22 protein-coding genes are annotated in these 25,820 nt (G+C 65.4%); 13 read left to right on the top strand and 9 right to left on the bottom strand.

Annotated elements, in window-relative coordinates; all coding sequences use genetic code 11:
• Positions 1 to 193 precede the first annotated feature (193 nt).
• The 6 genes from K359_RS0116560 (at position 194) to K359_RS0116535 (ending at position 10,737) form a co-directional block, all read left to right on the top strand.
• Positions 194 to 2,860, top strand: a complete 2,667-nt coding sequence (locus tag K359_RS0116560; RefSeq protein ID WP_029080346.1) for a M1 family metallopeptidase — start codon at positions 194 to 196, stop codon at positions 2,858 to 2,860.
• Positions 2,861 to 2,938: 78 nt separating this feature from the next.
• A complete protein-coding gene (locus K359_RS0116555) occupies positions 2,939 to 4,591 on the top strand; it encodes an acetolactate synthase large subunit (RefSeq protein WP_029080345.1) in 1,653 nt (550 codons plus the stop codon).
• A 124-nt stretch (positions 4,592 to 4,715) separates the two neighbouring features.
• Positions 4,716 to 6,356: a phosphoglucomutase (alpha-D-glucose-1,6-bisphosphate-dependent) gene (gene pgm / locus K359_RS0116550; protein WP_029080344.1), complete on the top strand. Its 1,641-nt coding sequence runs from the start codon at positions 4,716 to 4,718 to the stop codon at positions 6,354 to 6,356.
• 23 nt (positions 6,357 to 6,379) lie between these two features.
• Positions 6,380 to 7,336 carry an NAD(P)-dependent oxidoreductase gene (locus tag K359_RS0116545; RefSeq protein WP_029080343.1) on the top strand — a complete coding sequence of 319 codons (957 nt, stop codon included), beginning with the start codon at positions 6,380 to 6,382 and terminating at the stop codon, positions 7,334 to 7,336.
• Positions 7,329 to 8,204 carry a dihydrodipicolinate synthase family protein gene (locus tag K359_RS0116540; protein ID WP_029080342.1) on the top strand — a complete coding sequence of 292 codons (876 nt, stop codon included), beginning with the start codon at positions 7,329 to 7,331 and terminating at the stop codon, positions 8,202 to 8,204. Before K359_RS0116545 ends, K359_RS0116540 begins: the two co-directional genes overlap by 8 nt.
• A 208-nt stretch (positions 8,205 to 8,412) precedes the next feature.
• Positions 8,413 to 10,737 (top strand): xanthine dehydrogenase family protein molybdopterin-binding subunit, encoded by a 2,325-nt coding sequence (locus K359_RS0116535; protein ID WP_029080341.1) that lies wholly within the window; start codon positions 8,413 to 8,415, stop codon positions 10,735 to 10,737.
• 115 nt (positions 10,738 to 10,852) lie between these two features.
• Here K359_RS0116535 and K359_RS0116530 read toward each other — a convergent pair whose 3' ends face one another.
• Genes K359_RS0116530 through K359_RS0116520 form a run of 3 tightly spaced genes read right to left on the bottom strand, consistent with a single transcriptional unit; the run spans position 10,853 to position 14,072 of the window.
• On the bottom strand, positions 10,853 to 12,049 hold the full coding sequence (locus K359_RS0116530) for an acyl-CoA dehydrogenase family protein (protein ID WP_029080340.1): 1,197 nt from the start codon (positions 12,047 to 12,049) through the stop codon (positions 10,853 to 10,855).
• Between the two features lie 14 nt (positions 12,050 to 12,063).
• Positions 12,064 to 13,209, bottom strand: coding sequence for an acyl-CoA dehydrogenase family protein (locus K359_RS0116525; RefSeq protein WP_029080339.1), 1,146 nt, complete (start codon positions 13,207 to 13,209; stop codon positions 12,064 to 12,066).
• Positions 13,210 to 13,214: 5 nt separating this feature from the next.
• On the bottom strand, positions 13,215 to 14,072 hold the full coding sequence (locus K359_RS0116520) for an enoyl-CoA hydratase (RefSeq protein WP_029080338.1): 858 nt from the start codon (positions 14,070 to 14,072) through the stop codon (positions 13,215 to 13,217).
• Between the two features lie 156 nt (positions 14,073 to 14,228).
• Here K359_RS0116520 and K359_RS0116515 point away from each other — a divergent pair, with 156 nt between their 5' ends.
• Genes K359_RS0116515 through K359_RS0116505 form a run of 3 tightly spaced genes read left to right on the top strand, consistent with a single transcriptional unit; the run spans position 14,229 to position 16,260 of the window.
• Complete coding sequence (locus K359_RS0116515) at positions 14,229 to 14,837, top strand: LemA family protein (protein WP_029080337.1); 609 nt, start codon at positions 14,229 to 14,231, stop codon at positions 14,835 to 14,837.
• Between the two features lie 21 nt (positions 14,838 to 14,858).
• On the top strand, positions 14,859 to 15,758 hold the full coding sequence (locus tag K359_RS0116510) for a YgcG family protein (RefSeq protein ID WP_029080336.1): 900 nt from the start codon (positions 14,859 to 14,861) through the stop codon (positions 15,756 to 15,758).
• A gap of 4 nt (positions 15,759 to 15,762) precedes the next feature.
• Positions 15,763 to 16,260 carry a TPM domain-containing protein gene (locus K359_RS0116505; RefSeq protein WP_029080335.1) on the top strand — a complete coding sequence of 166 codons (498 nt, stop codon included), beginning with the start codon at positions 15,763 to 15,765 and terminating at the stop codon, positions 16,258 to 16,260.
• 83 nt (positions 16,261 to 16,343) lie between these two features.
• On the opposite strand, the gene K359_RS0116500 is transcribed toward K359_RS0116505, so the two are convergent.
• The 4 genes from K359_RS0116500 to K359_RS0116485 form a co-directional block, all read right to left on the bottom strand.
• Positions 16,344 to 16,958: a glutathione S-transferase family protein gene (locus K359_RS0116500; protein ID WP_029080334.1), complete on the bottom strand. Its 615-nt coding sequence runs from the start codon at positions 16,956 to 16,958 to the stop codon at positions 16,344 to 16,346.
• A gap of 165 nt (positions 16,959 to 17,123) precedes the next feature.
• Positions 17,124 to 18,437, bottom strand: coding sequence for an MFS transporter (locus K359_RS52170; RefSeq protein WP_035976679.1), 1,314 nt, complete (start codon positions 18,435 to 18,437; stop codon positions 17,124 to 17,126).
• A gap of 124 nt (positions 18,438 to 18,561) precedes the next feature.
• The gene (locus K359_RS0116490) at positions 18,562 to 19,371 is read right to left on the bottom strand and encodes an MBL fold metallo-hydrolase (protein ID WP_029080333.1); all 810 of its coding nucleotides are present in this window, start codon (positions 19,369 to 19,371) and stop codon (positions 18,562 to 18,564) included.
• Positions 19,368 to 19,742 (bottom strand): Crp/Fnr family transcriptional regulator, encoded by a 375-nt coding sequence (locus K359_RS0116485; RefSeq protein WP_029080332.1) that lies wholly within the window; start codon positions 19,740 to 19,742, stop codon positions 19,368 to 19,370. The genes K359_RS0116490 and K359_RS0116485 overlap by 4 nt, the downstream gene beginning before the upstream one ends.
• Positions 19,743 to 19,946: 204 nt before the next feature.
• Here K359_RS0116485 and K359_RS0116480 point away from each other — a divergent pair, with 204 nt between their 5' ends.
• The 3 genes from K359_RS0116480 to K359_RS63305 all read left to right on the top strand — a co-directional run bounded on the left by K359_RS0116480 (position 19,947) and on the right by K359_RS63305 (position 22,933).
• Positions 19,947 to 21,032 (top strand): hypothetical protein, encoded by a 1,086-nt coding sequence (locus tag K359_RS0116480; protein WP_035976678.1) that lies wholly within the window; start codon positions 19,947 to 19,949, stop codon positions 21,030 to 21,032.
• Between the two features lie 91 nt (positions 21,033 to 21,123).
• Complete coding sequence (locus tag K359_RS0116475) at positions 21,124 to 22,671, top strand: hypothetical protein (RefSeq protein ID WP_029080330.1); 1,548 nt, start codon at positions 21,124 to 21,126, stop codon at positions 22,669 to 22,671.
• A gap of 97 nt (positions 22,672 to 22,768) precedes the next feature.
• The gene (locus K359_RS63305; protein ID WP_165125686.1) at positions 22,769 to 22,933 is read left to right on the top strand and encodes a hypothetical protein; all 165 of its coding nucleotides are present in this window, start codon (positions 22,769 to 22,771) and stop codon (positions 22,931 to 22,933) included.
• A 58-nt stretch (positions 22,934 to 22,991) separates the two neighbouring features.
• Here the strand turns inward: K359_RS63305 and K359_RS0116465 are convergent, their stop codons facing one another.
• Entirely contained in the window at positions 22,992 to 23,636 is a 645-nt protein-coding gene (locus tag K359_RS0116465; RefSeq protein WP_029080329.1) for a glutathione S-transferase family protein, read from the bottom strand.
• 147 nt (positions 23,637 to 23,783) lie between these two features.
• Here K359_RS0116465 and K359_RS0116460 point away from each other — a divergent pair, with 147 nt between their 5' ends.
• Positions 23,784 to 24,338, top strand: coding sequence for a TetR/AcrR family transcriptional regulator (locus K359_RS0116460; protein ID WP_245284631.1), 555 nt, complete (start codon positions 23,784 to 23,786; stop codon positions 24,336 to 24,338).
• A gap of 22 nt (positions 24,339 to 24,360) precedes the next feature.
• Here the strand turns inward: K359_RS0116460 and K359_RS0116455 are convergent, their stop codons facing one another.
• The gene (locus K359_RS0116455; RefSeq protein WP_029080327.1) at positions 24,361 to 25,566 is read right to left on the bottom strand and encodes a CaiB/BaiF CoA-transferase family protein; all 1,206 of its coding nucleotides are present in this window, start codon (positions 25,564 to 25,566) and stop codon (positions 24,361 to 24,363) included.
• Positions 25,567 to 25,820 lie beyond the last annotated feature (254 nt).

Raw genomic sequence — 25,820 nt, 5'->3', positions numbered from 1 at the left:
TCAAGTTAACCTTCCACCCCGCCGATGAGCAACAAGGTTGGCCGAAGCGATCGCGCACCAATCGATGCGAACCGTTGTGATGTCAATGTCGCGGAGTTGTCAGTTCTGTGGCGACACTTTCTGCTCTAGATTGCCCGTCAGGTCCTTCCGCAATGCCACCCCGAAATTTCCGAGATATCGTGAGCCGCGCGCGATGAACAAGCCTGCAACCCACGTCCAAACGGCGCTGCTGCGTCGTCTTGCCACGGCGATCGGCTTGCTGCTGGCAATGGCCGCCGGCGCACAGGCCGAGCAGACATTCTCGTTCGACAGCACACCCGGGAAGTTGCCGAAGACGGTCGTCCCGTTGAACTACGCGATCGAGCTGACGCCGGATTTCACCAGCCTCGCCTTACCCGGCGTCGAGACCGTCGACATCGAGGTGCGCGCGCCGGTTGCGCAGGTGACGCTGAATGCGATCAACACGACATTCGCCGAGGTTACGATCGATGACGGTGCGCAGCGCGCGGAGGTCGCGACTGACGCCACGGCGCAGACGGCGACGCTGACCTTCGCCCAGCCGCTCGCAGCCGGCCGCCACAAGCTGCGCATCGCCTTCACGGCGCAGATCAACAAATTCGGCACCGGTCTGTTCTCGGTCGATTATCCAACCAAGGCCGGGATCAAGCGGCTGATCTCGAGCAAGCTCGAGCCGGCCGATGCCCGGCGGATCTTTCCGTGCTGGGACGAGCCGTCGTTCAAGGCGAGCTTTGCACTGACCGTCGTGATCCCGCGCAATCTGCTCGCGGTCGGCAACATGCCCGTCGCAAGCGAGGCGGCGGCCGCCGGCGATCTCAAGAAGGTCGCGTTCGCGCCCACGCCGAGGATGTCGAGCTACCTGTTCGTGCTCACGATCGGTGAGCTCGAGCGCGTTACGGCGGATGCCGGCGGCGTCACCATCGGTGTGGTGACGACGGAGGGCAAGAGCGGGCAGGGCCGGTTCGCGCTCGACAGCGCGGTGAAGCTGCTCGCCTATTACAACGACTATTTCGGCGTCAAATATCCGCTGCCGAAGCTCGACCTGATCGCCGTTCCCGGCGGGTTCGGCGGCGCGATGGAGAACTGGGGCGGCATCACCTTCTTCGAGAGCCGGCTGCTGTTCGACCCCGCGACCTCTGCGCAGACCGCACGGCGCGGCATCTTCGCCATCATCGCGCACGAGATGGCGCATATGTGGTTCGGCGATCTCGTCACCATGGCGTGGTGGGACAATCTCTGGCTCAACGAAGGCTTTGCCAGCTGGATGGCGACCAAGGCCTCGCAGCAGTTCTATCCGCAATGGCAGAGCTGGCTGAACGGCTACGGCGCGAAGCAGTTCGCGATGGCGCTCGATGCGCGCCGCATCTCGCATCCGGTGCAGCAGCCGATCGCCGATCACAGCGAAGCGGTCACGGCGTTCGACGCCATCACCTACAACAAGGGGCAGGCGCTGATCCGCATGCTCGAGACCTATCTCGGCGAAGCGGCGTTCCGCGACGGCATCCGAAAATACATGGCCGCGCATGCCTACAGCAATTCCACCACCGCTGATCTCTGGCAGGCGCTCGAGCAGTCCGGCGGCAAGACCATCACCGGCATCGCCGCCTCCTTCACCGAGCAGGACGGGGTGCCGCTGGTGGTGGCCGAGACCTCCTGTGATGGCGCCGCGCAGCACCTGACCTTGCGACAGGACCGCTTCGCGATCGCGCCAGCCGACGCGGCGGCGCTGCCGGCCCGCAGCTGGCAGATTCCGGTTGGGGTCGGACCGGCGCGCGGCAAGCCGTTTGACGAGATCCTGCTGCAGGGCAGCGCCGAAATCCCGGCAGGCGCGTGTGGCGATGCGATCAAGGTCAATCTCGGCGACATCGGATACTACAGGGTCGAGTATGGCCCGAAGAACCGTGCGGCGTTGCTGAACGCATTCCCGCAAATGCAAGTTGATGACCGGCTCAATGTCGTCACCGACAGCTGGGCGCTGGTGCAGGCCGGCCGCGCCGAGCCGGCATCCTATCTCGCGCTGCTCGATGCACTCGATGCCGGCGATCATCGCGCCGTGTGGGATCAGGTGATCTCGACATTTGCCGCGCTCAATCGTCTGTCGCGCGATCGCGCCGAGCGCCCGGTGATCCAGGCCTATGCCCGCGCCAAACTGCGCCCGGTGTTCGAGCGGACCGGATGGGATGGCGGCGGCTCAGCTGACGACGACACTGCGTTGTTGCGCGCGAGCCTGATCTCGACGCTTGGCGACCTCGGCGACGCCGCTGTTGTGACTGAGGCGCAGCGGCGCTTTGCGGCGTTCCTTGATGATCCCAGCTCGCTTCCGACCACGCTGCGCGATGCCGTCACCCATGTCGTCGGCATCACCGCCGATCGGGCGACCTATGACAAGCTGCTGGCGCTCGCGCGCAACAGCACGGCAACCAATGAGCGGCTGCGCTATTATTTCGCTGCGGCCAGTGCCCGCGATGCCGAACTGGCGCGCGCGACACTGGCGTTGACGCTGACCAGCGAGTTGCCCGACACGATCGTGACCGGGATGATCAGCACGGTCGCATCGGCAGGCGAGCAGCCGCAGCTGGCCTGGGACTTCGTCCAGACCAATTTCGACACGCTGCTGGCAAGGCAGGGGCCGAACTTCCGCGACCAGTTCGTGCCGAACTTCATGACCAATTTTACCGATCAGGCCCACGCGGCGGAGCTCGCCGCGTTCGCCCCGTCGCAGTCGACCAGCGGCGGACGGGTGATGGTGGCGAGATCCCTGCAGGCAATCGCGATCTCGGCCGATCTGACCACGCGCGTGCTACCCGCCGCCGCCGCCTGGATCAGGGCGCACAAGCCGTGAGCTGGTGAGGGAGTTTCCGGCGGCGCGCGATGCGGCTATGCTCTATCGGCGGCATGCAATCAACGATGCGAGGCTGACATGGTCAAAGGTTCCGATTTGCTGGTCGCGGCCCTCGAGAATGAGGGCGTGGAACGGGTGTTCGGCGTCCCCGGCGAGGAGAATCTCGACGTCGTCGAGAGCCTGCGCAAATCCTCGATCAAGCTGATCGTGACGCGCCATGAGCAGGCGGCGGCCTTCATGGCGGCGACCTATGGCCGGCTGACCGGCAAGCCCGGCGTGTGCATGACGACGCTCGGCCCCGGCGCGCTCAATTTGACCACCGGCGCGGCCTACGCGCTGCTCGGCGCGATGCCGATGGTGATGCTCACCGGACAGAAGGGCATCTTGAGCAGCCGGCAGGCCAAGTTCCAGATCGTCGATATTGTCAACACGTTCCGCCCGCTGACCAAGCTGTCGCTGCAGATCGTCAGCGGCGCCACCATTCCGACCCTGGTCCGCGACGCCTTCCGGATCGCGACGCAGGAACGGCCAGGACCTGTGCTGCTCGAACTGCCGGAGGACATCGCTCGCGAGGAGACCGCGCCGGTCGACATGATCTCGCAGCATCCGATCGAGATTCCGATCGCGCACGCCGCCGCGCTTGACCGCGCCGCCGAGATGATCCTGAAGGCGCAGCGTCCGCTGATCATGCTCGGCGCGGCGGCATCGCGTCCGCGCTCTACCGCAGGGATCGGCGACTTCGTGCGGCGGACGAAAATCCCGTTCTTCACCACGCAGATGGGCAAGGGCACGGTGTCGGGCGGCACCAATCAATACATGGGGACGGCCGCGCTGAGCGAGCGCGACTATGTGCATGAGGCGATCGATCGCGCCGACCTCATCATCGCGATCGGTCACGACACGATCGAGAAGCCGCCCTTCATCATGGGCCCGAAGGGACCGCAGGTGATCCATGTCAGCTATACCGCGGCGAATGTCGAGCAGGTCTACTTCCCGCAATGCGAGGTGATCGGCGATGTCGGTCCGAGCCTCGAGCTCTTGGCCGACCGGGTCGAAGGAAAGCTGCCGCAGGCCAGTGCGCTGCTCAGCCTGCGCGAGAGCATTTTGGCGAAGATCACCGATCGCGCCACCGAGGGCCGCTGGCCGCCGACGCCGCAGCGCATCGTGCACGATGTGCGGCAGGTCATCCCCGAGGACGGCATCGTCGCGCTCGACAACGGCATGTACAAGATCTGGTTCGCGCGCAACTACCGCACGCTGCTTGCGAACTCGCTGTTGCTCGACAACGCGCTGGCCACCATGGGCGCCGGCCTGCCGTCGGCGATGATGGCGGCGATGCTCTATCCGAAGACCCGGGTGCTCGCGGTCTGTGGCGACGGCGGCTTCATGATGAATTCGCAGGAGATGGAGACCGCGGTCCGCCTCAAGCTCAATCTCGTGATCCTGATCCTGGAGGACTCCGCCTACGGCATGATCCGCTGGAAGCAGGCGGTCGACAACTTCCCGGATTTCGGCCTGACCTTCGGCAATCCGGATTTCGTCAAATATGCCGAGAGCTACGGCGCCAAGGGTTCGCGGATCGAGAGCACGGAAGCGATCGTCCCGACCCTGGAGCGGGCCTTCTCCGGCGGCAGCGTGCATCTCGTCGTGGTGCCGATCGACTACACCGAGAACAAGCGCGTGCTGGTCGACGAATTGCGCGAGAAGGTGCAGCAGATCGACGTGTCGTAGCGCATTGCTGCGTTTCGCAAGGAACGAAAAGCGCTCGGCTTGATTGAACGTAAGCCATCATGGTAGCACGCCAGTGCATCACTCCTGTGCTGATTGATCGGCGATACCAGATCTGAGAGGTCACGTGACTGAACCAAATCCCGCCGCCGGCAAACCCATCGATCCCGCCTCACTCGCCAATGTGCCGCGGCTGGTCACGGCCTATTTTGCAGGCAAGCCCGACGCCAGTGATCCCGCGCAGCGGGTTGCGTTCGGCACCTCGGGTCATCGCGGCTCGTCGCTGAAGAATTCCTTCAACGAGGACCACATCCTCGCCACCACGCAGGCGATCTGCGATTACCGGCGCGAGAAGGGGCTCACCGGACCGCTGTTCATCGGTATCGATACCCACGCGCTGGCCGAGCCGGCGCTGGCGAGCGCGGTGGAAGTGTTCGCCGCCAACGGCGTCGAGATCATGATCGACGCGCAGGGCGGCTACACTCCGACGCCGGTGATCTCGCATGCGATCCTGAGTTACAACAAGGGACGCAGCACGGGCCTTGCCGACGGCGTCGTCATCACCCCGTCACACAACCCGCCGGAGGACGGCGGCTACAAATACAATCCGCCGCATGGCGGCCCGGCCGATACCGACGTCACCGCCGTGGTCGAGAAAAACGCCAACCGTTACATCGAGGCCGGTCTCAAGGGCGTCGCGCGGATGCCGTTCGATCGCGCGCGTAAGGCAGCGACCACGCATCTGCACGACTATATCACGCCCTATGTCGCCGATCTCGGCAACACCGTCGATCTCGCGCTGATCAAATCTGCCGGCGTCAAGATCGGCATCGATCCGCTCGGCGGCGCGGCGGTGCATTACTGGCAGCCGATCATCGCGCGCTACGGCATCAACGCCACCGTCGTCAACGAGGCCGTCGATGCGACCTTCCGATTCATGACCGCGGATTGGGACGGCAAGATCCGGATGGACTGCTCGTCGCCTTACGCGATGGCGAGCCTGATCGGGATGCGCGACCGGTTCGACGTCGCCTTTGCCAACGACACCGACGCCGACCGCCACGGCATCGTGACGCGCTCGAACGGGCTGATGAACCCGAACCACTTCCTTGCCACCGCGATCGCCTATCTGTTCGCGCACCGGCCGCAGTGGAGCAAGGACGCCGCGATCGGCAAGACCATCGTGTCGAGCTCGATCATCGATCGCGTGGCGAAGAAGCTGAACCGCAAGCTGGTGGAGACGCCGGTCGGCTTCAAATGGTTCGTCGACGGGCTCGGCAGCGGCGGCTTCGGCTTTGCCGGCGAGGAAAGCGCGGGCGCCTCGTTCCTCAAGCGCGACGGTTCGGCCTGGACCACGGACAAGGACGGCATCATCCTCGGCCTGCTGGCGGCGGAGATCATCGCCAAAACCGGCCGCGATCCCAGCGAACTGTTCAAGGAGCTGACCGCCGAGCTCGGCGTGCCCTATTACGAGCGCATCGACGTCGCGGCGACGCCGAAGCAAAAGAACGCGCTGAAGGCTCTCGGGCCGGAGCAGCTCAACATGACGCAGCTCGCCGGCGATCCCGTGCGCGCGGTCAGGACCAAGGCGCCGGGCAACGATCAGCCGTTCGGCGGTATCAAGGTCGAGAGCGAGGCCGGCTGGTTTGCCGCGCGCCCCTCCGGCACCGAGGATGTCTACAAGATCTACGCCGAAAGCTTCCGCGGGCCGGATCACCTGAAGCAGATCCAGGGCGACGCGCAGGCTGCGATCGCCAAGGTGTTCTGAAGGCGCGGGGCCGGGCGGAATTCATGCGCGTATTGTTGACCGGCTCCTCCGGTTGGCTCGGCCGTTTCCTTGCGCCGCGGCTGCGAGAGGCCGGCCATGACGTGGTCGGCCTCGATGTCGTCCCGGGCGCGGCGACCGATGTGGTCGGCTCGGTGGCCGACCGATCGGTGGTCGATCGTGTGTTCGCTGATCACAATATCGAGGCCGTAATTCATGGCGGCGCGCTGCACAAGCCCGACATCGCGCGGTTCCCGCCGCAGGCCTTTGTCGACGTCAACGTATCAGGCACGCTCAATCTGCTGCAGGCGGCAGCCGCCGCCGGCCATGACCGTTTCGTCTTCACCTCGACGACGTCGCTGATGATCTCGCGGGCGATCCGCGACGATGAGGGCCATGCGGCGGTTTGGCTCGACGAAACCTCGGGGCCACTCGAGCCACGCAACATCTACGGAGTTACAAAACTCGCCGCCGAGGGGCTATGCCGACTGTACAGCCGCGAGCATGGGCTGAACTGCGCGGTGCTGCGCACCAGCCGCTTCTTCCCCGAGGACGACGACACCATCCGCGATATCCATGGTGAGAACCTGAAGGCGACCGAGCTGCTCTACCGCCGCCTCACCGTCGAGGATGCCGCCGACGCCCATGTCGTGGCGCTGGAGCGGATCCGCGGCTGCGAGGTGTTCGTGATCAGCGCGCCGACGCCGTTTGCGCGCAACGATGTCGCTGACCTGAAGACGGGCGCGGCCTGCGTGATCGCGCGCACTTTCCCCGATGCGCCGGCGCTGTTCGCGCAGCGCGGCTGGCACCTGCCGCGATCGATCGGCCGGATCTACGATTCCACCAAGGCCGAGCGGCTGCTCGGCTTCCGCGCGAAGGCCGATTTTGCAGCGGTGCTCGGCGCTCTGCGCAGCGGCGAGCCGCTTCCCTTTGCGCACGATCCCGACTATGTCTCGCCGTCAACGAGGCTCGCAAATGGCTGATTTTTACGGCGTCTTTCCCTATCTGGTGTCCCCGGTCGACCCCGCAGGCCATGTCCGCACCGAGGTGCTGGGCCGGCTCTGCGACGATTTGATCAAGGCCGGCGTCCATGGGCTGACGCCGCTCGGCTCGACCGGCGAGTTCGCCTATCTCAACAATGCGCAGCGCATGCAGGTGGTGGCGACCACGATCGAGGCCGCGCAGGGACGCGTGCCTGTGGTGGCCGGCGTCGCCTCGACCTCGACGGCGGATGCGGTGGCGCAGGCCAAGGTCTATCGGAAGCGGGGTGCTGCCGGCATTCTCGCGATCATGGAGGCGTATTTCCCGGTCGGCGACGCGCAGGTGGAAGCCTATTTCCGCGCCATCGCCGATGCGGTCGACATTCCGGTCGTGATCTACACCAATCCGAATTTCCAGCGCTCCGACCTCACGCTCGACGTCATCGCGCGCCTCGCGGAGCATCCGCGGATCGGCTACATCAAGGACGCCTCGACCAACACCGGCCGGCTGCTGTCGATTATGAACCGCTGCGGCGACAGCCTGAAAGTGTTCTCGGCCTCCGCCCATATTCCGGCCGCGGTGATGCTGATCGGCGGCCAGGGCTGGATGGCGGGCCCGGCCTGCATCATCCCGCGGCAGAGCGTCGAGCTCTACAATCTCTGCCGCCGCGCCCGCTGGGACGAGGCGATGGCGCTACAGCGCAAGCTCTGGCGCATCAACGAGGCCTTCGCCCGCTTCAACCTCGCGGCCTGCATCAAGGTCGGGCTTGCGATCCAGGGCTACGACGTCGGCGACCCGGTGCCGCCGCAGGCGCCGCTCACGGCCGAGCAGCGCAAGGTGGTCGAGGCAGCGTTGCACGATCTCGGCTGAAGCTGGCTTGCGGGATGCATTGATTCTCACCACTTGGCCATTCCGGGGCGCGCAACAGCGCGAACCTCAGGTGCGCAATTGCGCACCGGGGAATCTCGAGATTCCGGGTTCGATGCGCGCGCATCGCCCCGGAATAACGGCCACGTGTTGTCTCGCGCCGAAAATCCGTTAAAACCCGCCGAAATTTCTGCAATCCAAGGACCCTCTGATGAACATTCTTCCCGGCAATATGCGTTTTGGTGCGGGCCAGCCAGTCAAGCGTCTTGAGGACCAGCGGCTGCTCACCGGGAAGGGGCATTTCATCGACGACAAGCCGGCCGACGGCGCGCTCTGGCTGCACGTGCTGCGCTCGCCGCATGCCCACGCCAACATCAAGTCGGTCGACATCAAGGCGGCGCTGGCGATGCCCGGCGTCAAGGCGGTCTATACCGGCGCCGACCTCGTGAAGGACGACATCGGCACGCTGCCGACGCTCGCGATCTTCAAGCGGCCCGACGGCTCGCCGATGTCCGTGCCGCCGCGCCGCCTGCTGGCGCACGAGGTGGTGCGCTATGCCGGCGAGGGTGTCGCCGCCGTGGCCGCGACCTCGCGCGTGCTGGCGCAGACGGCGGCGGAAGCGATCGAGGTCGATTACGAGGTGTTGCCCTCGGTGGTCGATCCGGTCGAGGCGATCAAGCCCGGTGCGCCGGCGGTCTGGCCGGAGGCGCCCGACAACATCGTGGCCGCGATGAGCTATGGCGATGCCGCCAAGGTCGAGGCAGCCTTCGCCAGCGCCGCGCACAAGGTGTCGCTCGATCTGGTCAGCCAGCGCCTGGTGCCGTCGGCGATGGAGCCGCGCTCGACGATCGCCGAGATCGAGAAGAAGACCGGGCGGCTGATTCTCCACGTGCAGTCGCAGACCCCGGGCTCGACCCGCGACCTGCTCGCGGAATCGATCCTGAAGCGGCCGAAGGACAGCGTGCGGGTGCTGGTCGGCGACATCGGCGGCGGCTTCGGCCAGAAGACCAGCCTCTATCCGGAAGACGGCATCGTCGCCTACGCCGCGACCAAATTGAATGAGAAGATCCGCTGGCGCGGCGACCGCACCGATGAGTTCGTCGGCGGCACCCACGGCCGCGACCTGACCTCGACCGGCGAGTTCGTGCTCGATGCCAAGGGCCGCGTGCTGGCCTATCGGGTGCGCTCGATCGGCGGCACCGGCGCCTATTCGTCGGGCACCGCCAACATCATCCCGCTGGTGCTCGGCCCGTTCGTTCAGACCGGCGTCTACGACCTGCCGCTGGTGCATTTCGAGGTGAAGTCGGTGATGACCAACACCGCCCCGGTCGGCGCCTATCGCGGCGCCGGCAGGCCTGAGGCGGTGTTCATCGTCGAGCGGCTGTTCGATGCCGCCGCGCGACAGATCGGCATGGACCCGCGCGCGATCCGCAAGGTCAACTACATCAAGCCGGCGCAGCTGCCCTACACCAACGCGGTCGGGCAGGTGTACGACTCCGGCGCCTTCGCGCACATGCTGGAGCGCGCCTCCGACCTCGCCGACTGGAACGGCTTTGCCGCACGCAAGAAGGCGGCGAAGAAGAAGGGCCTGCTCTACGGCCGCGGCCTGACCAGCTACATCGAGTGGACCGGCGGCCGCGCCCACACCGAGAAGGTCTCGCTGCACGCGACCGGCGAAGGCCGCGTGGTCCTGTGGTCCGGTACGATGGCGATGGGGCAGGGCCTCGCCACCACCTACACCCAGATGGTCGCCGACACACTCGGCATCTCGATGGACAAGATCGACGTCGTGCAGGGCGACACGGACTTGGCCACCGGTTTCGGCAGCGTCGGCTCGCGCTCGCTGTTCGTCGGCGGCACCGCGATTGCGGTCTCCAGCAACGACATGATCAACAAGGCGCGCGACAAGGCCTCCCATCTGCTGGAAGCTTCCGTCGAGGACATCGAATATCGCGACGGCTTCCTCACCGTGGTCGGTACCGACCGGCGCATCAGCCTGTTCGAGATCGCCAAGAAGGAGACCGGCGCCAAGCTCTCGGTCGAGAGCGAGGGTGAGGTCGACGGGCCGAGCTGGCCGAACGGCACCCATATCTGTGAGGTCGAGATCGATCCCGAGACCGGCGTCACGCGGGTGGTGCGCTACACCACGGTCGACGACGTCGGCGTCGCGGTCAATCCGATGCTGGTGACGGGGCAGGTGCATGGCGGCGTTGCCCAGGGCATCGGCCAGGCGTTGTACGAAGGCGTGGCCTACAGCGAGGAAGGCCAGCTTCTGACCGCGAGCTATCAGGATTATTGCATCCCGCGTGCCTCGGACATTCCGCCGATCACGGTGACGCTCGATCCCTCCGCGCCGTGCAAGACCAATCCGCTGGGCGCCAAGGGCTGCGGCGAGTCCGGTGCGATCGGCGGGCCGCCCTGCATCACCAACGGCGTGATGGATGCGCTGAGCGAGGTCGGCATCACCCAGCTCAACACGCCGCTGACGCCGGCCAAGATCTGGCAGGCGATTCAGGACGCGAAGGTGACGGCTTAAGCGCAGTACGCGTCGTCATGGCCGGGCTTGGCCCGGCCATCCACGTCTTTCTTTCCGACGCGCAAGACGTGGATGCCCGGCACAAGGCCGGGCATGACGAAAGGGACCGCGCGGCCTACAGCCCCAACACCATCTTCGCGATGATGTCGCGCTGGATCTCGGACGAGCCACCGAAGATCGTGTACGCCCGCCCGTTGAGATATTCCGGCACCACCGGCAGCAGCTCTTCCGGGATCGCCGGCTCGTGGTTGAGCCGGTAGAACGGCCGCGCCGGCTCGACGGCAAGTCCGTCATTGCCGATCACGTCGACGCCGAGCCGGGTCACCGCCTGACGGATCTCGCTGACCCGCAGCTTGATCAGCGACGACACCGCGCCGGGATTCTGCCCGGTCTGCAGCGCCGACAGCACCCGCAGCTCGGTCATCTCGAGCGCGTCGATGTCGACCTCGACCTCCGACATCCGCATCGCGATATCGGGGTCCTCGATGGCGCGGCCGGTGACATCGGATTCGGCAAGATCGGCAATCGTCTTCAGCGCCTCGCGCAGCTTGGCCGACGCGATGCCGGAGCCGCGCTCGAATTCGAGCAGGTATTTGCCGTAGGTCCAGCCCTTGCCTTCCTCGCCGACGCGATTGGCGACGGGCACGCGGACGTCGTCGAAGAACACCTGGTTGACTTCGTGATCGCCGCCGATGGTCAGGATCGGCCGCGTGGTGATCCCCGGCGTCTTCATGTCGATCAGGATGAAGCTGATGCCGTCCTGCTGCCGCTCGCCGTCATTGGTGCGCACCAGCGCGAACATGCGGTTGGCGTGATGCGCGTGCGTGGTCCAGATCTTGGTGCCGTTGATGATGTAGTCGTCGCCGTCGCGCACCGCGCGGGTCTTCAGCGAGGAGAGGTCGGAGCCCGAGCCGGGTTCGGAATAACCCTGGCACCAGTAGTCGTCACCCGAGAGGATTCGCGGCAGGTAAAAGTTCTTCTGCTCGGGCGAGCCGAAGCCGATGATGACGGGCCCGACCATCTTCACGCCCATCACGTTGACATTGGGCACGCCGGCGCGGGCGCATTCGGCTTCGAAGATCCAGCGCTGCGCCGGCGTCCAGTCCGGCCCGCCATGCTCAACCGGCCAGCCCGGCGCGCCCCAGCCCTTCTTGTGCAGCGTGCGCTGCCAGGCCATTCCGATGTCGGGATCGGAGAACACCGACGGCGTCAGCGCGGTGGCGCGCTTCATTTCCGGCGTGAGACTCGCGGCAATGTAGTCGCGGACTTCCTGCTCGAAGGCGCGTTCCTCGGCACTGAAGGTGAGATCCATGTTGCGCTCTCCGTTTACGCGTGGGCGCGGCCGCTCAAGGCGGCGTGGCGGCGATAATGATGGGCGCTGCCGCCGAACAGCGTGTCGAAGGCGAGCAGCCGCTTGAAATAGGCGCCGATATCGAGCTCCTCGGTGACGCCCATGGCGCCGTGCAACTGCACCGACTGCTCGGCGACGAAGCGCGCGCATTTGCCGATCTTCGCCTTGGCGCCGGACGCTGCACGGCCGCGCGCCGCCGGCTCGGCATTGGCCATCAACGCGGCGCGCAGCGCCATCGAGCGCGCCTCGTCGACCTGCATCGCGACGTCGGCGAGGCGATGGCGGATCACCTGATTGGCCGACAGCGGCCGGCCGAACTGTTTGCGAATCTTGGTGTATTCGAGCGTGGTGTCGAGCAGCGTCTGCATGATGCCGACCGCCTCGGCGCCGAGCGCGGCCATCGCGCGGTCGACCACGGTTTCGATCGCGGGCAACGCGTCCTGGCCATCGCCGAGCAACGCGTCGGCGGGCAGCTGTACATTCTTCAGATCGAGATTGCAGGCGCGTCCGCCGCCAAGCCGCGCGTAATCGCGCAAGGTGAGGCCGGGCGCGCCTGCCGGCACCAGGAACAGGCCGAGCTTGCCGGATGCGCCATTGGCGTTGGCGACGCGGGCCGAGACGATGATCTGGTTGGCCGACGCACCGTCGAGCACCGCGATCTTGCTGCCGTTCAACAGCCAGCCGTCGGCGGTCTTGGTGGCCGTCGTGTCGACGTGGGCGAGATCGAATCGTGCGGCGCGCTCGGAATGCGCGAAGGCGAGCGTGAGCGCGCCCTCGGCAACCTTGGGCAGGATCGCCTGCTGCTGCGCCTCGGTGCCGCATTCGGCGACCAGCGCGGCGCCGATCACGACCGTGGAGAGAAACGGCTCCGACACCAGGCCGCGACCGAATGCCTCCATCAACAGTCCGATCTCGATCGCGCCGCCGCCGAGTCCGCCATGGGCCTCATTGATCGGCAGCGCCAGCCAGCCGAGTTCGGCGAATTGTTTCCAGATCGCCGGCGAATAGCCGAGCGGCTCGTTCGCCGTCCTCTTGCGATGCTCTGATGTGAAGGTTTCCGCCACGAAGCGGTCGGCACTTTCGCGCAGCAGGCGCTGCTCGTCGCTGAGAGTGAGGTCCATCTGCTCTACTTCACATTGGCGGTTTTCTTGACGGAGGGATGCAGACCCGCGGGGTCCACCACCATTCCGAATTGCTGAAGATTATGCGCGTGGCAGAGCTGATGCAGCGCGAAGGCCTGATCGATCGCAGCGGGCTGCCCCATGATGTCGATCGAGCGGTTGACCGCCTCCTTGGACAGCTTCAGCGCGAAAGCGGGTTTTGCCGCGATCCTGCGCGCCAGCGCCAGCGTGAACGTTGAGAGATCGCCGCGCGGCACCACGTGATTGACCATGCCGAGGCGGTGCGCCTCGTCGGCACTCCAGACGTCGGCGGTGAACAGCATCTCCTTGGCCTTGCGCGCGCCGAGCTCCCAAGGATGCACGAACCATTCGACGCCGCAGACGCCCATCGTCACCACGGGATCGCAGAATTCGGCGTCGCTGCTCGCGACGATCAGGTCGCAGGCCCACGCCAGCATCAGCCCGCCGGCGATGCACTTGCCGTGCACCTCCGCGATCGTCGGCTTGGCCAGATTGCGCCAGCGCCGGGTGATCTGCAGATAGATCTCCTGCTCGCGCGCGAAGCGGCCGTGGGCGTTCGGCTCGTTGAAGCCGCCCCAATTTCCGACTGGCGGGAAATCGACGCCCGCCTGGTTCTTAGTCCCCGGCCGTAGATCGTGACCGGCCGAGAAATGCGGGCCGTTGCCGGCGAGAATGATGACCTTGACCGCGTCGTCCTGCACCGCCCGGTCGAAGGCGGCGTTGAGGTCGTAGGTCATCTGCAGGTTCTGGGCGTTGCGGGCCTCGGGGCGGTTCATCACGATCCGCGAGATCGCCGGCTCCGGCCGCTCGACAACAATCGTCTCGAATTGTTCTGACGTCATGGATCCTCCCCGGATCGATTTTTTGCCATGATGAAGGGCGCGAGGAGGGATAGGCAAGGGCCATCGTCCGCAAAAGGCGGTGCGAAAACCGCCACACGGGATTAACGGACGAAAATCTGCTACGCTGGCGAAGAATCCACCGGGAGGACCAATTTCATGCGCAAGCTTTGGACCGTGCTGGCAGCGCTGGCGACGTTGAGCCTGACCAATTGCGGCTACAACGCGATTCAGACCAATGACGAGCAGGTCAAGTCGAGCTGGTCGGAGGTGGTGAACCAGTACCAGCGGCGCGCCGATCTGGTGCCGAACCTGGTCAACTCGGTGAAGGGCTTTGCGCAGCAGGAGAAGGACGTGCTGCTCGGCGTCACCAACGCGCGCGCCAAGGTCGGCAGCATCCAGGCAACGCCCGAGGTGCTCAACGATCCGGCCGCGTTCCAGAAGTTCACGCAGGCGCAGGGCGAACTCACCAGCGCGCTGTCGCGGCTGCTCGTCGTCACCGAAAACTATCCGCAGCTGAAATCGGACGCGCTGTTCCGCGACCTGATGGCGCAGCTCGAGGGCACCGAGAACCGCATCACGGTGGCGCGCAACCGCTATATCAAGTCGGTGCAGGATTATAATGTCGGCATCCGCACCTTCCCGAACAATTTGACTGCGATGGTGTTCGGCTACAAGGAGAAGCCCAACTTCACGGTCGAGAACGAGAAGGAGATCTCGACCGCGCCGAAGGTCGATTTCAGCCCAACGCCGGCGCCGTCGAAGTAGCGTCGGCGCGCGCCGACCGCAATGGCCGCCATTCGCGTCATCCTGTTCGCTTTCCTGCTGGGCCTCATCTGCCCGACGCGGGCCGAGGTCGCAGTGCCTCAGCTCACCGGCCGCGTCGTCGATCAGACCGGGACGTTGTCGTCGGGCGACATTGCTGCGCTCAACGGAAAGCTGGAGGATCTCGAGAAACGAAAAGGCAGCCAGATTGCTGTCCTGATCGTACCGACCACGGGCGAGGAGACGATCGAGCAGTTCTCGATCCGCGTCGCCGGGGCCTGGAAAATCGGGCGCAAGAAGGTCGACGACGGCGCGCTGCTCGTGGTCGCCAAGAACGACCGGCATTTGCGCATCGAGGTCGGCTATGGCCTCGAAGGCGTGCTGAGCGACGTCGTCACCCACCGCATCATCGATGAGGACATCACGCCGAAATTCAAGGCCGGCGACTTCGCCGGCGGCATTTCGGCCGGCGTCGACCGGATGATCCGGCTGGTCAATGGCGAGCAATTGCCGGCGCCGGAGCCCGAGCATTGGCAGGGGCCGAACCTGGTCGACTTCGCCAATCCGGTCGTGATCTTCGTGGTCATCATCGTGGCGAGCGCGCTGCGAGCGATGCTGGGGCGGCTGTTGGGCTCGGTCGCAACCGGCGGCATCGTCGGCGTCTTCACCTGGATGGTGGCCGGCTCGCTCGCCACCGCTTTGGTGGTCGGCCTGTTCGCTGGTGTCGCGGCGTTGATCTTCGGCGGATTGAATTTTGGCGGTCCGGCGGCCGGCTCCGGACCCTATCGGCGCGGCGGCGGTTATTCCGGCGGCTGGTCCGGCGGCGGTGGTGGCTGGAGCAGCGGCTCGAGCTCGAGCGACAGCGGCGGCTTCAGCGGCGGAGGCGGCAGCTTCGGCGGCGGCGGCGCCTCGGGGAGCTGGTAGGCATATGAGCATCAAGCGCATCGGCAGGCATTTGCTCGAACACCGCTGGCGGGTGCGGCGCGACTTTCCGCCGCGCGTGCTCGACGCCATCGAGCGTGCGATCAAGGCGGGCGAGGCGACCCATTCGGGCCAGATCCGTTTCGTCGTCGAGGGCGCGCTCGACGGTGTGCCGCTGTTCCGCAACCAGCCGGCGCGCGAACGGGCGCTCGACGTATTCTCGCATTTGCGGATCTGGGACACCCATCACAACAACGGCGTCCTGATCTATCTGCTGCTCGCCGACCGCGACGTCGAGATCGTCGCTGACCGCGGCATCGACGCCAAGGTTGGTCATGCCGGCTGGGAAGCGATCTGCCGCGCCATGGAAGCGGATTTTCGATCAGGCCGGTTCGAGCAGGGCGTGATCAACGGCATCGCTGCGGTGTCGCAGGAACTGGCGAAGCATTTCCCGCATGCCGAGGGCGGCCCGAACGAGCTGCCGGACAAGCCGGTGGTGATTTGAGCCCGTCATTCCGGGGCGATGCGTCAGCATCGAACCCGGAATCTCGCGCTTCGCGCGCCCCGGAATGACGGTCGGGTGAGAACCTACGCCTTGACCGACGGCCGCTCAGCCATGCGGTTGAACCAGGCGACGATGTTGCCGTTCGACTGGTCCAGCGGCTGGCCGACCTGGTTGCCGAAATCGAGCCAGCAATAGAGCAGCATGTCGGCGAGGGTGAAGCGCTTGCCGCAGATGTAATCGCGCCCGTCCGCCATCTGGTCATCAAGCCATTTGATGCGGTTGGCCGCGATCATCTTCAACCCCGGCGAGGCCTCGGGCGCGACCGGAATGCGCTTCTCGAAGAATTTCAGCGCCTCGCCGAAGCGGTAGCCGTTGGCAAGCGGCTCGGCGATGTTGAGATCGACGCGGCGCGTCCACATCCGGCATTCGGCGCGCTCTTCCGGCGTGGTGCCGATCATCGCGGGCGAGGGGTGCTTCTCCTCGAGATATTCGCAGATCGCGGTGATCTCCGAGAGGTAGTTGCCGCAGTCCAGTTCGAGCGCCGGCATCTGGCCGTGCGGATTGCGCTTCAGATGCGCTTCCTCGCGGTTCTCGCCCTTGCGCAGGTCGACGGCCTGCTTGGGGATCTCGATGCCCTTCTCCGCCATGAACATGCGAACGATGCGCGGGTTGGGTCCGATCGAGTCGTAAAGCTTCATGTCCTCGCTCCCTGTTTTTTCAGCGTTGTTGTTGCCGCTGTTGAACAGGCCGCGCGCGGATTTGTCAAATGAAGCGTCACGTGCGCGGTCGCGCACGCCCCGGGGCAGTCGTCGCACCGGTCGCGCGCCGACTGCATGATCAGCTCGCCGCCGGCTAAGCGAGGGTCATTGCGCCGGTTGAGTTGCTACTCCCGGCACGGACGGTCGTCCGCGATAGACCGACAGACCCACGAGACCGACCGCCGCGGCGAACAGTATGTAGTAGACCGGAGCAGCCTTGTCGCCCGTCACCTGGACCAGCCAGGTGTTGATGAACGGCGCCAACCCGCCGAACAGCATCACGGCGAGATTGTACATCAGCGATGCTCCGGTCGAGCGCACGCCGACGGGAAATATCTCGGTCATGAAGGCCGGCATCGGCCCGGCCAAGGCTCCGAGCAGCACCGCGACGATCTGCAACTCCCAGAGGTTCGCGGTGGTCGGGGCGGCAACGAGCCGCTGCAAAATCACATAGAACAGCAAGCTGTAGACGATCAGCGCCGGAACGAGGACCGCGCGACGACCGATCCGGTCGGAGAGGGCGCCGCAGGCCACCGCCACCCCAGCATTGACGACGCTGACGACGAGCAGGCCCAGCTGTGCGTTCAGGAGCGGCAGCTTCAACTCGGCGACCGCATAGGTCGGCAGAAAGATCGCATTGACATAGTTGATCGCCGTACCGGCCGCGATCAGGCAAAACGAGGCAATCAACTCACGTGGATGTTCGGAGAACAATTGGCCGAGCGTGGTCTGCCTGCTCGGTTGCGCCGTCGCGGCCTTCTCGGCGAGATACGCCTGGAATTCGGGCGACTCGTCGCATCTCCGGCGCAGATACCATCCGGTCGGACCGATCAGAATGCCGAGGATGAACGGCACGCGCCAACCCCAACTCGCGAAGGCGTCGGGCGACAGGCTGAGATTGAGACCGATCGCCATCGCGGCACCGAGGCCAAACGCCAGCGATTGCGACACCATCTGGAACGAACCGTAGAAGCCACGCCGGCCAGGCGGCGCGAACTCGATCAACATCGCGCTGGCGCTGCCGAACTCGCCGCCGGCGGAAAAGCCCTGGATCAGCCGCGCCAGCAGCAGCAATAGCGGTGCCGCGATTCCGATCGCGCCATAGGTCGGCAGGAAGCCGAGCAGGCCGGTGCCAACAGCCATCAGCGATATCATCACGACCAGCGCCTTCTTGCGGCCGTGCCTGTCGGCATAGAGCCCGAACACCAGGCCGCCCAACGGCCGGGCTGCAAAGGCGATCCCGAATGTCGCGAAGGTCAGCAGCAGCGAGGAATGCGGATTGTCCGCTGGAAAGAACAGCTTGCTCAAGATGCCGGCGAACAGGCCAAAAACGGTGAAGTCGAACCATTCCAGCGCATTGCCGATCGTGGAGGAGATCACCACCCGGCGGCGCATCTGCGCCATCGCGTCAACCTGCATCCGTTTCGTCTCCCCATTGTCGGCAACGGCTGCGTCGCCGAGCCCATGATTTTTATCGTTGTGAGCCGATCCTAGTGCAAAGTCACGGCAGGCCACAACGGGCGGCTTTGGCTGAGGCCGGGCGTCAGTCGTCGAGCTTGTTGAGGTCGCGCACCGATTGCATGATCGGCTCGAAATTCGAACGCGCATCGAGCGCATCGAACAATTGCGCGGTGTCCTCGAGCAGGGCATGCGAGCGCTGCAGCGCGATCCGCACGTCGTCCTGCGGCGTGTCGGACAGCCGGCCGTGACCCGACAGCAGGATCTTCGAGTTGAGGCCCTTCAGCCGTTCCAGCGACTGGATGTAGTCGGCAATCGAGCCGGAGCCGAACACGCCGCCCATCACGCCGCCGGGCATCAGCGTGTCGGAGGCGAACAGCAAGCCCTTGTCCGGATCGAACAGCGTGATGCAGGCCGAGGTATGGCCCGGCGTGTACATCACGTTGAGGCGGAAATTGCCGAGGTCGATCAGATTGCCTTCCTCGAGCCAGATGTCGACATCGATCGGCACGTTCGGCTCGTTGAACATCTTGCGCAGCATCGAGAAGTCGTCGCGCAGCATGATCTTGTTGGCGGCGAGCCGGTGCGCGGCGATATAGGCGCTGCCGTGGAAATGATAGGCCGCGCCGATGTGGTCGAGATGCTCGTGGCTCAGCACCACCATGTCGATCATCTCGGGCGTCACCCCAAGGTGATCGAGGCAGGCGACGAGCGCGGGATAGTTGGTCGACAGTCCGACATCGATCATAATGGTCCGCTTGCTGCCGCGCACGAGATAGGCGTTCGCCGCACGGTTCTTGAAGCGGATCTGGTAAACGTCGTCGGCGGCCTGGATCAGCGACGCGACGTCGGTCTCGAACAGCGTCTTGAAGGGGCTTGGCTTGCGCTCGCTCATGGGGTGGCTGCCGACCGGTACGTGACGGCGTTGGAGGCGCGCAGCCGTTTCGAGAGCGCGTCCATCACCATCAACGCAAACGCCGGCTGCTGGCTGACCAGATAGACGAAGCGGGCGTGGTTGATCCGCATCACCCGCGTCGCAGGCGCGGAGGCGATCGCGGTCGCCGAGCGCGCCGAGCCGTCGATCACCGCCATCTCGCCGAAGAACTCGCCCTTGCCGAGGCTGACGATAACAGTCTTGTTTCCGCCATCGATCTTGGCGATGTCGACCTTGCCGTCGAGCACGACAAACAGCTCGCGGCCGGTCGAGCCTTCCTCGAAAATGACGTCATCGACACCAAATTCCTTGATGCATTTCTCGATCGTCATGGCGCTCTCCTGCCTTCTGGCTGGAAGATGGCGGTATGTTAGTCGGGAAAGCGCCGCGCGCAAACGGAGCCCGCGCAGATTGCCGCAGCGCGGCACCGCCCCAATCCGGCCCGGAAAACTCCCTAAAATTTAGGTAATGCCGGGGCTGGGTAACCATTTCGCAAGCAATAAAAGTTACCGAATTGTCAACCTAGTCTGGAGACTTTGAACTTGAGTGAGCAGCAGAGCGAGCCGGTCAGCGGTCAAACCGGCGTCGAAGCGGCGGCGAAGAGCGAGCCTGTGATGGCCGCGGCCGAGGCTCCCCGGCTGGCGCCCGACCAGGAAGAGACGGCGCCAAAGGCGGACGCGACCAGGATGGACGCGCCGAAGATCGAGTCCCCGAAGGTTGAGCCGCCAAAAGTCGAGCCCCGGGTTGATGCCATGGTTGAGCCCAAGATCGACCCGATGATCGACCCCAAGGTCGAGCCAAAGATCGAGCCGTCCAATATGGACGTGCCCAAAGTCGAGACCGGCAAGCGTGAGGAGCCGCGTTTCCCGGGCAAGCTGATGATCATGGCGCCGGGTGACCGTACCTGGGACCATGAGGCGACCGCCTCCAAGCCGGGCGCCGAGCAGGCGGCCAAGACAGCAGCCAAGCCGGCCGGCACGCGCCGGTTTGGGGCGATGGCCGCGGTGATTGCGCTGGCGACCGTGGCAGGGGCCATCGGAGGTGCGCTCGCGACCGCAGGCCTCGGTCATCTCGCCAGCCCCGCCATTGCCTCCGCTCAGGACACGGCTGCCAGTGACGCCGCCGCGAAGGAAGCGGCCGACGCCTCGCTCGCCCGGCTCGAATCCGAAATCGCCGCGCTGAAGGCCAGCGTCGAGCAGACCGCCAAGGCCGGCCAGGCCCAGTTCAGCAAGGCCAGCGACCGGATCGAGAAGGTCGAGAAGGCCCAGGCCGAGCCGAACGCCAAGCTCGCCAAGCTGAGCGAGACCGTCGACAAGCTGCGCGCCACGCCGCAGACGACCGTTGCCGCTGCGACGCCTGTCCGCGAGGTCACGGGCTCGGTCCCGCCTGCGACTGCCGCGGCTGCGCCGGCTGCCCCCAAGCCCGAGGTCGGCCGCATGCCGGTAGTCGACGGCTGGTCGCTGCGCGACGTCGGCAATGGCGGCGCGCTGATCGAGGGCCGCGGCGGCAACGAGGTGTACGCTGGCGATCCCGTCCCCGGCCTCGGCCGCGTCGACGCCATCCGCAAGCAGGACGGCCGTTGGGTGGTCGTCACCAGCAAGGGCCTGATCGTTTCGCGCTGATTGCCGAAACACGACAACACCAAGGCGCTTCACCGCGATGTGAAGCGCCTTTTTTCTTGAATAGGGTTTGCCGCGCGGTGTTAGTGGGGGCATGAGCCGCGCGCTGAAATGCTTCCTGCTGATGTCCGTTCTGCTCTGCGGCGCGGTGCCTGCACGCGCCGCCGAGGATCGCGCGCTCGAGCGCGGCACAGCGATCATCGATCCCGCGATCCTGCGCCAGCTCGACCACGACCGTTTCGGCCTCGGCCGGATGCTTGCGCCAGAGCGTTCCGCCGACACGCCGCTGTCCAACCGCGATCTGTTCGGGCTGCCCTCGATGGTGCCGGTGCGCGAGGCGCTCGATCGTGAGTTCGATCGCTATGTCGCAAAGCATAAAGCAAGCCTGCCGAACGAGAGCATCGGCGTCGGCGACGGCTTTGCCTTTCAGCTGTTCGACCGCGCGCTGTTTGAGTCTCCCGACGTTCGCTTCGTGCTGGCCGGCATCGTCAACCGCATGGACCGCGCCTATGTCGCGCCGAAAGACTGCGGCGAGATCCGGCTGATCTATCGGTTGACGCGGACCGATGTGCCGCTGATCGGCGAGAACGCGGTGTCGCAGCGGCTGCCGATGACGCTGAACCTGGTGCTGAAGGCGAAGGGCGACGGCAACGATGCCTCGCTCACCTGCCGTGAGCTCGCACGGCGCTGGCTCGCGACCGGCGGCGCGCCGCCGACGATGGAGAAACTGTTCGGCAAGGATGGCCCGCTCGACCTGATCGGCGCCGGGAATATCGATCGCATCGAGACCAATCTGCAGATCGCACACGCGCCGAAATCCGCGGTGCGCGACTTCCGCACCGACTATCTCCTGAAAGTGTTTGACTATGACGGCGCGGCAAAGCGCTTCGCCGAAGCGCCGCTGGAGAACCAGATCGATCGCGATCGCATTCTGGCCGACGAGGCGCTGCGGCGCGACTTCAAGACGTGGCTGCTCGATCCCAGGCATTTTGCCGAGCTCGATCGCGGCACCCTGCTGATCCCCGATCGCTTCCTCGCAAGCTCGGCGGTGGCGCCGACCCCGATCGGTTTCGATGTCAGCGATCTGCAGCCCGCATTCGGCATGGTGCAGGGCGAGGGGACCGCCGGCAACGCGGTGTTCTCGGACGGCGATGTCGTCGGCGCCTTGCAGAAGGCCGCCGCTGACGGAACGAAGCTGCAGAACATCCAGTCGCTGGCCGGCTTCGAGCGGCGCCTCAACGACGTCACCTGCGCCGGCTGCCACCAGACCCGCGGCATTGGCGGCTTCCATGTCCCCGGCGTCGACTGGATGGCGGCCAAGCCGTCGAACTCCACCGTGGTGCCGGCCTCGCCGCATTTCTTCGGCGACCAGGTCCGTCGCCGCGATATCCTCACGAGCTTCCGCGACGGCAAGGCGCCGGACTTTTCGCGCGGCTTCTCCAACCGGCCGCAACTGCGCGCCAGCGCCGAGCTTGCCGGTACCGAATACAGCGACGGCTGGGGCGCGCATTGCTATCTGCCGGGCACGAGGCCGGCCGAGACCGACCGCAGTTTCCGTGGCTGGACCTGCGCCGAAGGCCTCGCCTGCCAGATGGCCGGCAAGACCTCGCGGATGGGCATGTGCTTCGTGAAAGGGCGGTAGCTTCTCGGGAACCGATGTGCCCGGGCGTCATTATTTGATGCTACATTGCGGTTCGCGACCACGACCCGAACAGCCCAGCCTTGACGGAGACCGGCCGATGAATGCTCCCGAGCAGGACAAGCAGCGCAACCGCGAGATCGCGGCCAACGAGGCCGAGCGTCAGGCGGTCAGCGCCGTGCGCGTCAGCAGCTGGGCGATCGGGCTCGCGGTCATCATCGGCATCATCGCTGTGGCCATCGTCTGGGCCTGGATGAAGCGATAGCGTTTTCAAGCGAAGTGGGCACCGGTTCGCGTGAAGAAAACGCGTCAAAAGAGAGTCTTTAGGCGTAGTGTTTCAGGCGCGGGCCGGGCAGCAGGTCATAGGCCGATTTCCAGCCGGGCAGCGCGGCGATGCGGCTGAGCCAGGCGCTGATATTGGGATGGCTGGCCGCAAAATCGTAGCCGGTCTCGTCAGCAGGATAGTGCAGATAGGCCATCATCGAGATGTCAGACACGGTCGGCCGCGCTCCGATCATGAAGGCGTTGTTGCCGACATGCTGGTCGAGGATGCCGAGGAAGTCGTCGAGCCGCGCGCGAAAATATTTCAGCACCTTCGGGTCGGCTGACGGCGTGAAGGTGCGCATGAAGCGATAGGTCGCCATGTAGCCCGAGAGTTTCTGGTTGTCCCAGAACAGCCAGCGCAACAGCTCGAACTTCTCCTCCGGCGTCTCGCCGCCGAATTTTCCGTACTGCTCGGCAAGCTGCAGCAGGATCGGTGCGGTCTGGGTGCGGCGCTCGCCGTCGACCTCGAGCACCGGGATCTCGCCCATCGCGTTGACGTCAGCGCGCCATTTTGCGGTCCGCGCGATGCCGCCGCCGAAATCGGTCCATACCGGCTCCAACGTCTCGCCACACAGCGTCAGCATCAGCGCGAGCTTGTAGCTGTTGCCCGATTCCGGGAAGTAATGCAGGCGATAGCGCGGCATCGTCGGGCTCCTGAGATGCTTGTCGATTTAGCCGTCGATACGTATACTTCGTAAAACAGAACATTTGTTCTGTCCATTCTGCATGGCTGGCCTGAGCGCCAATTGATGAAGCGAACTGAACCTGAGAGCGGCAACCGCGAACGTCCCGTGATAGAGGCGACGCTTCGGATCATCGGCCGCACGGGCCTCGACGGCGTGACCCACCGGGCGGTGGCGGCGGAGGCGGGCCTGTCGCTCGGCGCAATCACCCATCACTTCAAGACGCGAGACGCGATGATCGACGGCGCCCTTCGCTTCGCCCTGGCCCGCGAGACCGGCCGGCTGCAGGCGCTGGCGCTCAGCCTGCAAGGTAAGGCGTTCGATATCGAGGCATGGCTCGAATCCCTGGTCGGCTGGTACGACCAGGAGCTGAAGACACGGGGCGAGATCCACATCGCCTGCTACGAAGCGTTCCTTGCGGCCGCGCGCAGCGAGCGCTACCGGGCCGTGGTCGGAGAGTGGTTCGAGACCTGGCGGCAAAGCGCGGAGCTCGCCTTGCGCGCAGGCGGCTCGGCGGAGCCGCGCCGCCATGCGGACTTGTTCGTGTCCGCGTTGATCGGAATGTTGCTGCAGCAGCTTGCAACCCGCCGCCGCGGATTTCGGCGAGAGATGGCAGCGGGCCTGCTGGCGCTGATCAAGAGCCTGATCGGTGCAAAGGCCTGATCAGCCATCGCGTCATGCGGTCTTACGCCACCGCGCCGGAAGCGCGCAGCTTCTGGATCGTGGCCTCGTCATAGCCGGCCTGGCGCAGGATCTCGTCGGAGTGCTCACCGACCTCGGGCGGCTTGCGCGGCTGCACCTTTTTGGCGCCGTCGATGAAGATCGGGCTGTTGACGGTCAGCATGGTGTCGTTCTCGAAGCGCACCAGCACTTCGTTCTCGATCATCTGCCTGTCGTTCGGGATGTCGTCGAGGATGCCGACGACGCCGAACACCAGGCCGTTGCCGTCGAGGATCGTGCGCCATTCGGCGAGATCCCTGCCGGCGAACACTTCGTCAAAGATCCTGATCAGTTCGACCGAGCGCGCATGGCGATCAGGCTTCGTGGCGAAGCGCGGATCGGCGACGAGGTCCTCGCGGCCCATGCAGCGCGCCAGCGTGGGCCATTGCCGGTCTTCGTTGAGCAGCGACAGGATCAGCCAGCGGCCGTCCTTGCATTTGTAGTGATTGGTGACCGCGTTCAGCGCCTCTTCGCGCGGCTTGCGCTTCTTGAACTTGGCGCCGGCGAGCTTGGCCTGCGCCAGCACGCCGTTGGCCCAGACGCCGTTGGCCATCAGGTTGGTCGCGACATGCGAGCCCTTGCCGGTCTTCTCGCGCTGGAACAGCGCAGTGACGATCGCGCCGTAGAACGCCATCGCGCAGGGGTGGTCGCCCATGCCGGCGACCGAGCGCGCCGGCGTGGTGTCCTCGTCGGCGCGCACCAGGTCCATCAGGCCGGAGCGGGCCCAATAGGCGTTCGAATCGAAGCCGGGCTTGTTGGCCTCCTCGCCCTTCTCGCCATAGCCGGTGAAGGAGGCGTAGATCAGCCGGTCGTTGAGATGGGCGAGATGATCATGGGTGATGCCGAGCTTTTGGCGCACCTGCGGCGGCATGTTGGTGATGAACACGTCGGCCTCGGCGACGAGCTTGTAGAGCACCTCGCGCGCCTCGGGCTTGGTGAGGTCGAGCGCCAGGCTCTTCTTGTTGCGCGCCTCCAGCATCCACGCGAAATTGTGCTCGCTCGAGGGATAGCCGGGCAGGTTAGGCAGATTGCGGTAGGGGTCGCCGGCACCCGGCGGCTCGATCTTGATGACGTCGGCGCCGAAGTCGGAAAGCACGGTGGCGGCCGCGGGCGCCGCGATGAAGCTCGCGCAATCCAGGACCTTGAGTCCATCAAAAATGCCTTTTTCCATCGTGCCGTCGCTCCCGTGGCGCTTGTTGGTGTTTTTCCGGTAGCTGGAATTATCGCAGGCGATGATCCCGATCGGACCGCCATTTGACCCATCTCGGGGGCACGATGCAACCAAGTCATTTAACCCAAGTCATTCCGGAGCGATGCGCAGCATCGAATCCGGAATCTAGAGATTCCCCGATGCACAATTGTGCATCTGAGGTCTGGTCCTTCGGACCATCCCGGAATGACAGTGTGGATTGCTTGGTCGCTTCG

This window comes from Bradyrhizobium sp. th-b2 (assembly GCF_000426785.1).
Lineage (GTDB): Bacteria > Pseudomonadota > Alphaproteobacteria > Rhizobiales > Xanthobacteraceae > Bradyrhizobium > Bradyrhizobium septentrionale.
Note: the sequence above shows the minus strand (reverse complement) of the source record. Positions and strands in the feature narration are given on the sequence as shown.

What these genes read in the sequence shown, in the direction of transcription:
- K359_RS0116520 (WP_029080338.1), bottom strand. Translation starts at nt 14,072, where the DNA reads ATGACGTCAGAACAATTCGAGACGATTGTTGTCGAGCGGCCGGAGCCG.
- K359_RS0116525 (WP_029080339.1), bottom strand. Translation starts at nt 13,209, where the DNA reads ATGGACCTCACTCTCAGCGACGAGCAGCGCCTGCTGCGCGAAAGTGCC.
- K359_RS52170 (WP_035976679.1), bottom strand. Translation starts at nt 18,437, where the DNA reads ATGCAGGTTGACGCGATGGCGCAGATGCGCCGCCGGGTGGTGATCTCC.
- K359_RS0116545 (WP_029080343.1), top strand. Translation starts at nt 6,380, where the DNA reads ATGCGCGTATTGTTGACCGGCTCCTCCGGTTGGCTCGGCCGTTTCCTT.
- K359_RS0116455 (WP_029080327.1), bottom strand. Translation starts at nt 25,566, where the DNA reads ATGGAAAAAGGCATTTTTGATGGACTCAAGGTCCTGGATTGCGCGAGC.
- K359_RS0116560 (WP_029080346.1), top strand. Translation starts at nt 194, where the DNA reads ATGAACAAGCCTGCAACCCACGTCCAAACGGCGCTGCTGCGTCGTCTT.
- K359_RS0116555 (WP_029080345.1), top strand. Translation starts at nt 2,939, where the DNA reads ATGGTCAAAGGTTCCGATTTGCTGGTCGCGGCCCTCGAGAATGAGGGC.
- K359_RS0116505 (WP_029080335.1), top strand. Translation starts at nt 15,763, where the DNA reads ATGAGCATCAAGCGCATCGGCAGGCATTTGCTCGAACACCGCTGGCGG.
- K359_RS63305 (WP_165125686.1), top strand. Translation starts at nt 22,769, where the DNA reads ATGAATGCTCCCGAGCAGGACAAGCAGCGCAACCGCGAGATCGCGGCC.
- K359_RS0116485 (WP_029080332.1), bottom strand. Translation starts at nt 19,742, where the DNA reads ATGACGATCGAGAAATGCATCAAGGAATTTGGTGTCGATGACGTCATT.
- K359_RS0116475 (WP_029080330.1), top strand. Translation starts at nt 21,124, where the DNA reads ATGAGCCGCGCGCTGAAATGCTTCCTGCTGATGTCCGTTCTGCTCTGC.
- K359_RS0116500 (WP_029080334.1), bottom strand. Translation starts at nt 16,958, where the DNA reads ATGAAGCTTTACGACTCGATCGGACCCAACCCGCGCATCGTTCGCATG.
- K359_RS0116490 (WP_029080333.1), bottom strand. Translation starts at nt 19,371, where the DNA reads ATGAGCGAGCGCAAGCCAAGCCCCTTCAAGACGCTGTTCGAGACCGAC.
- K359_RS0116540 (WP_029080342.1), top strand. Translation starts at nt 7,329, where the DNA reads ATGGCTGATTTTTACGGCGTCTTTCCCTATCTGGTGTCCCCGGTCGAC.
- K359_RS0116530 (WP_029080340.1), bottom strand. Translation starts at nt 12,049, where the DNA reads ATGGATCTCACCTTCAGTGCCGAGGAACGCGCCTTCGAGCAGGAAGTC.
- K359_RS0116510 (WP_029080336.1), top strand. Translation starts at nt 14,859, where the DNA reads ATGGCCGCCATTCGCGTCATCCTGTTCGCTTTCCTGCTGGGCCTCATC.
- K359_RS0116535 (WP_029080341.1), top strand. Translation starts at nt 8,413, where the DNA reads ATGAACATTCTTCCCGGCAATATGCGTTTTGGTGCGGGCCAGCCAGTC.
- K359_RS0116465 (WP_029080329.1), bottom strand. Translation starts at nt 23,636, where the DNA reads ATGCCGCGCTATCGCCTGCATTACTTCCCGGAATCGGGCAACAGCTAC.
- K359_RS0116515 (WP_029080337.1), top strand. Translation starts at nt 14,229, where the DNA reads ATGCGCAAGCTTTGGACCGTGCTGGCAGCGCTGGCGACGTTGAGCCTG.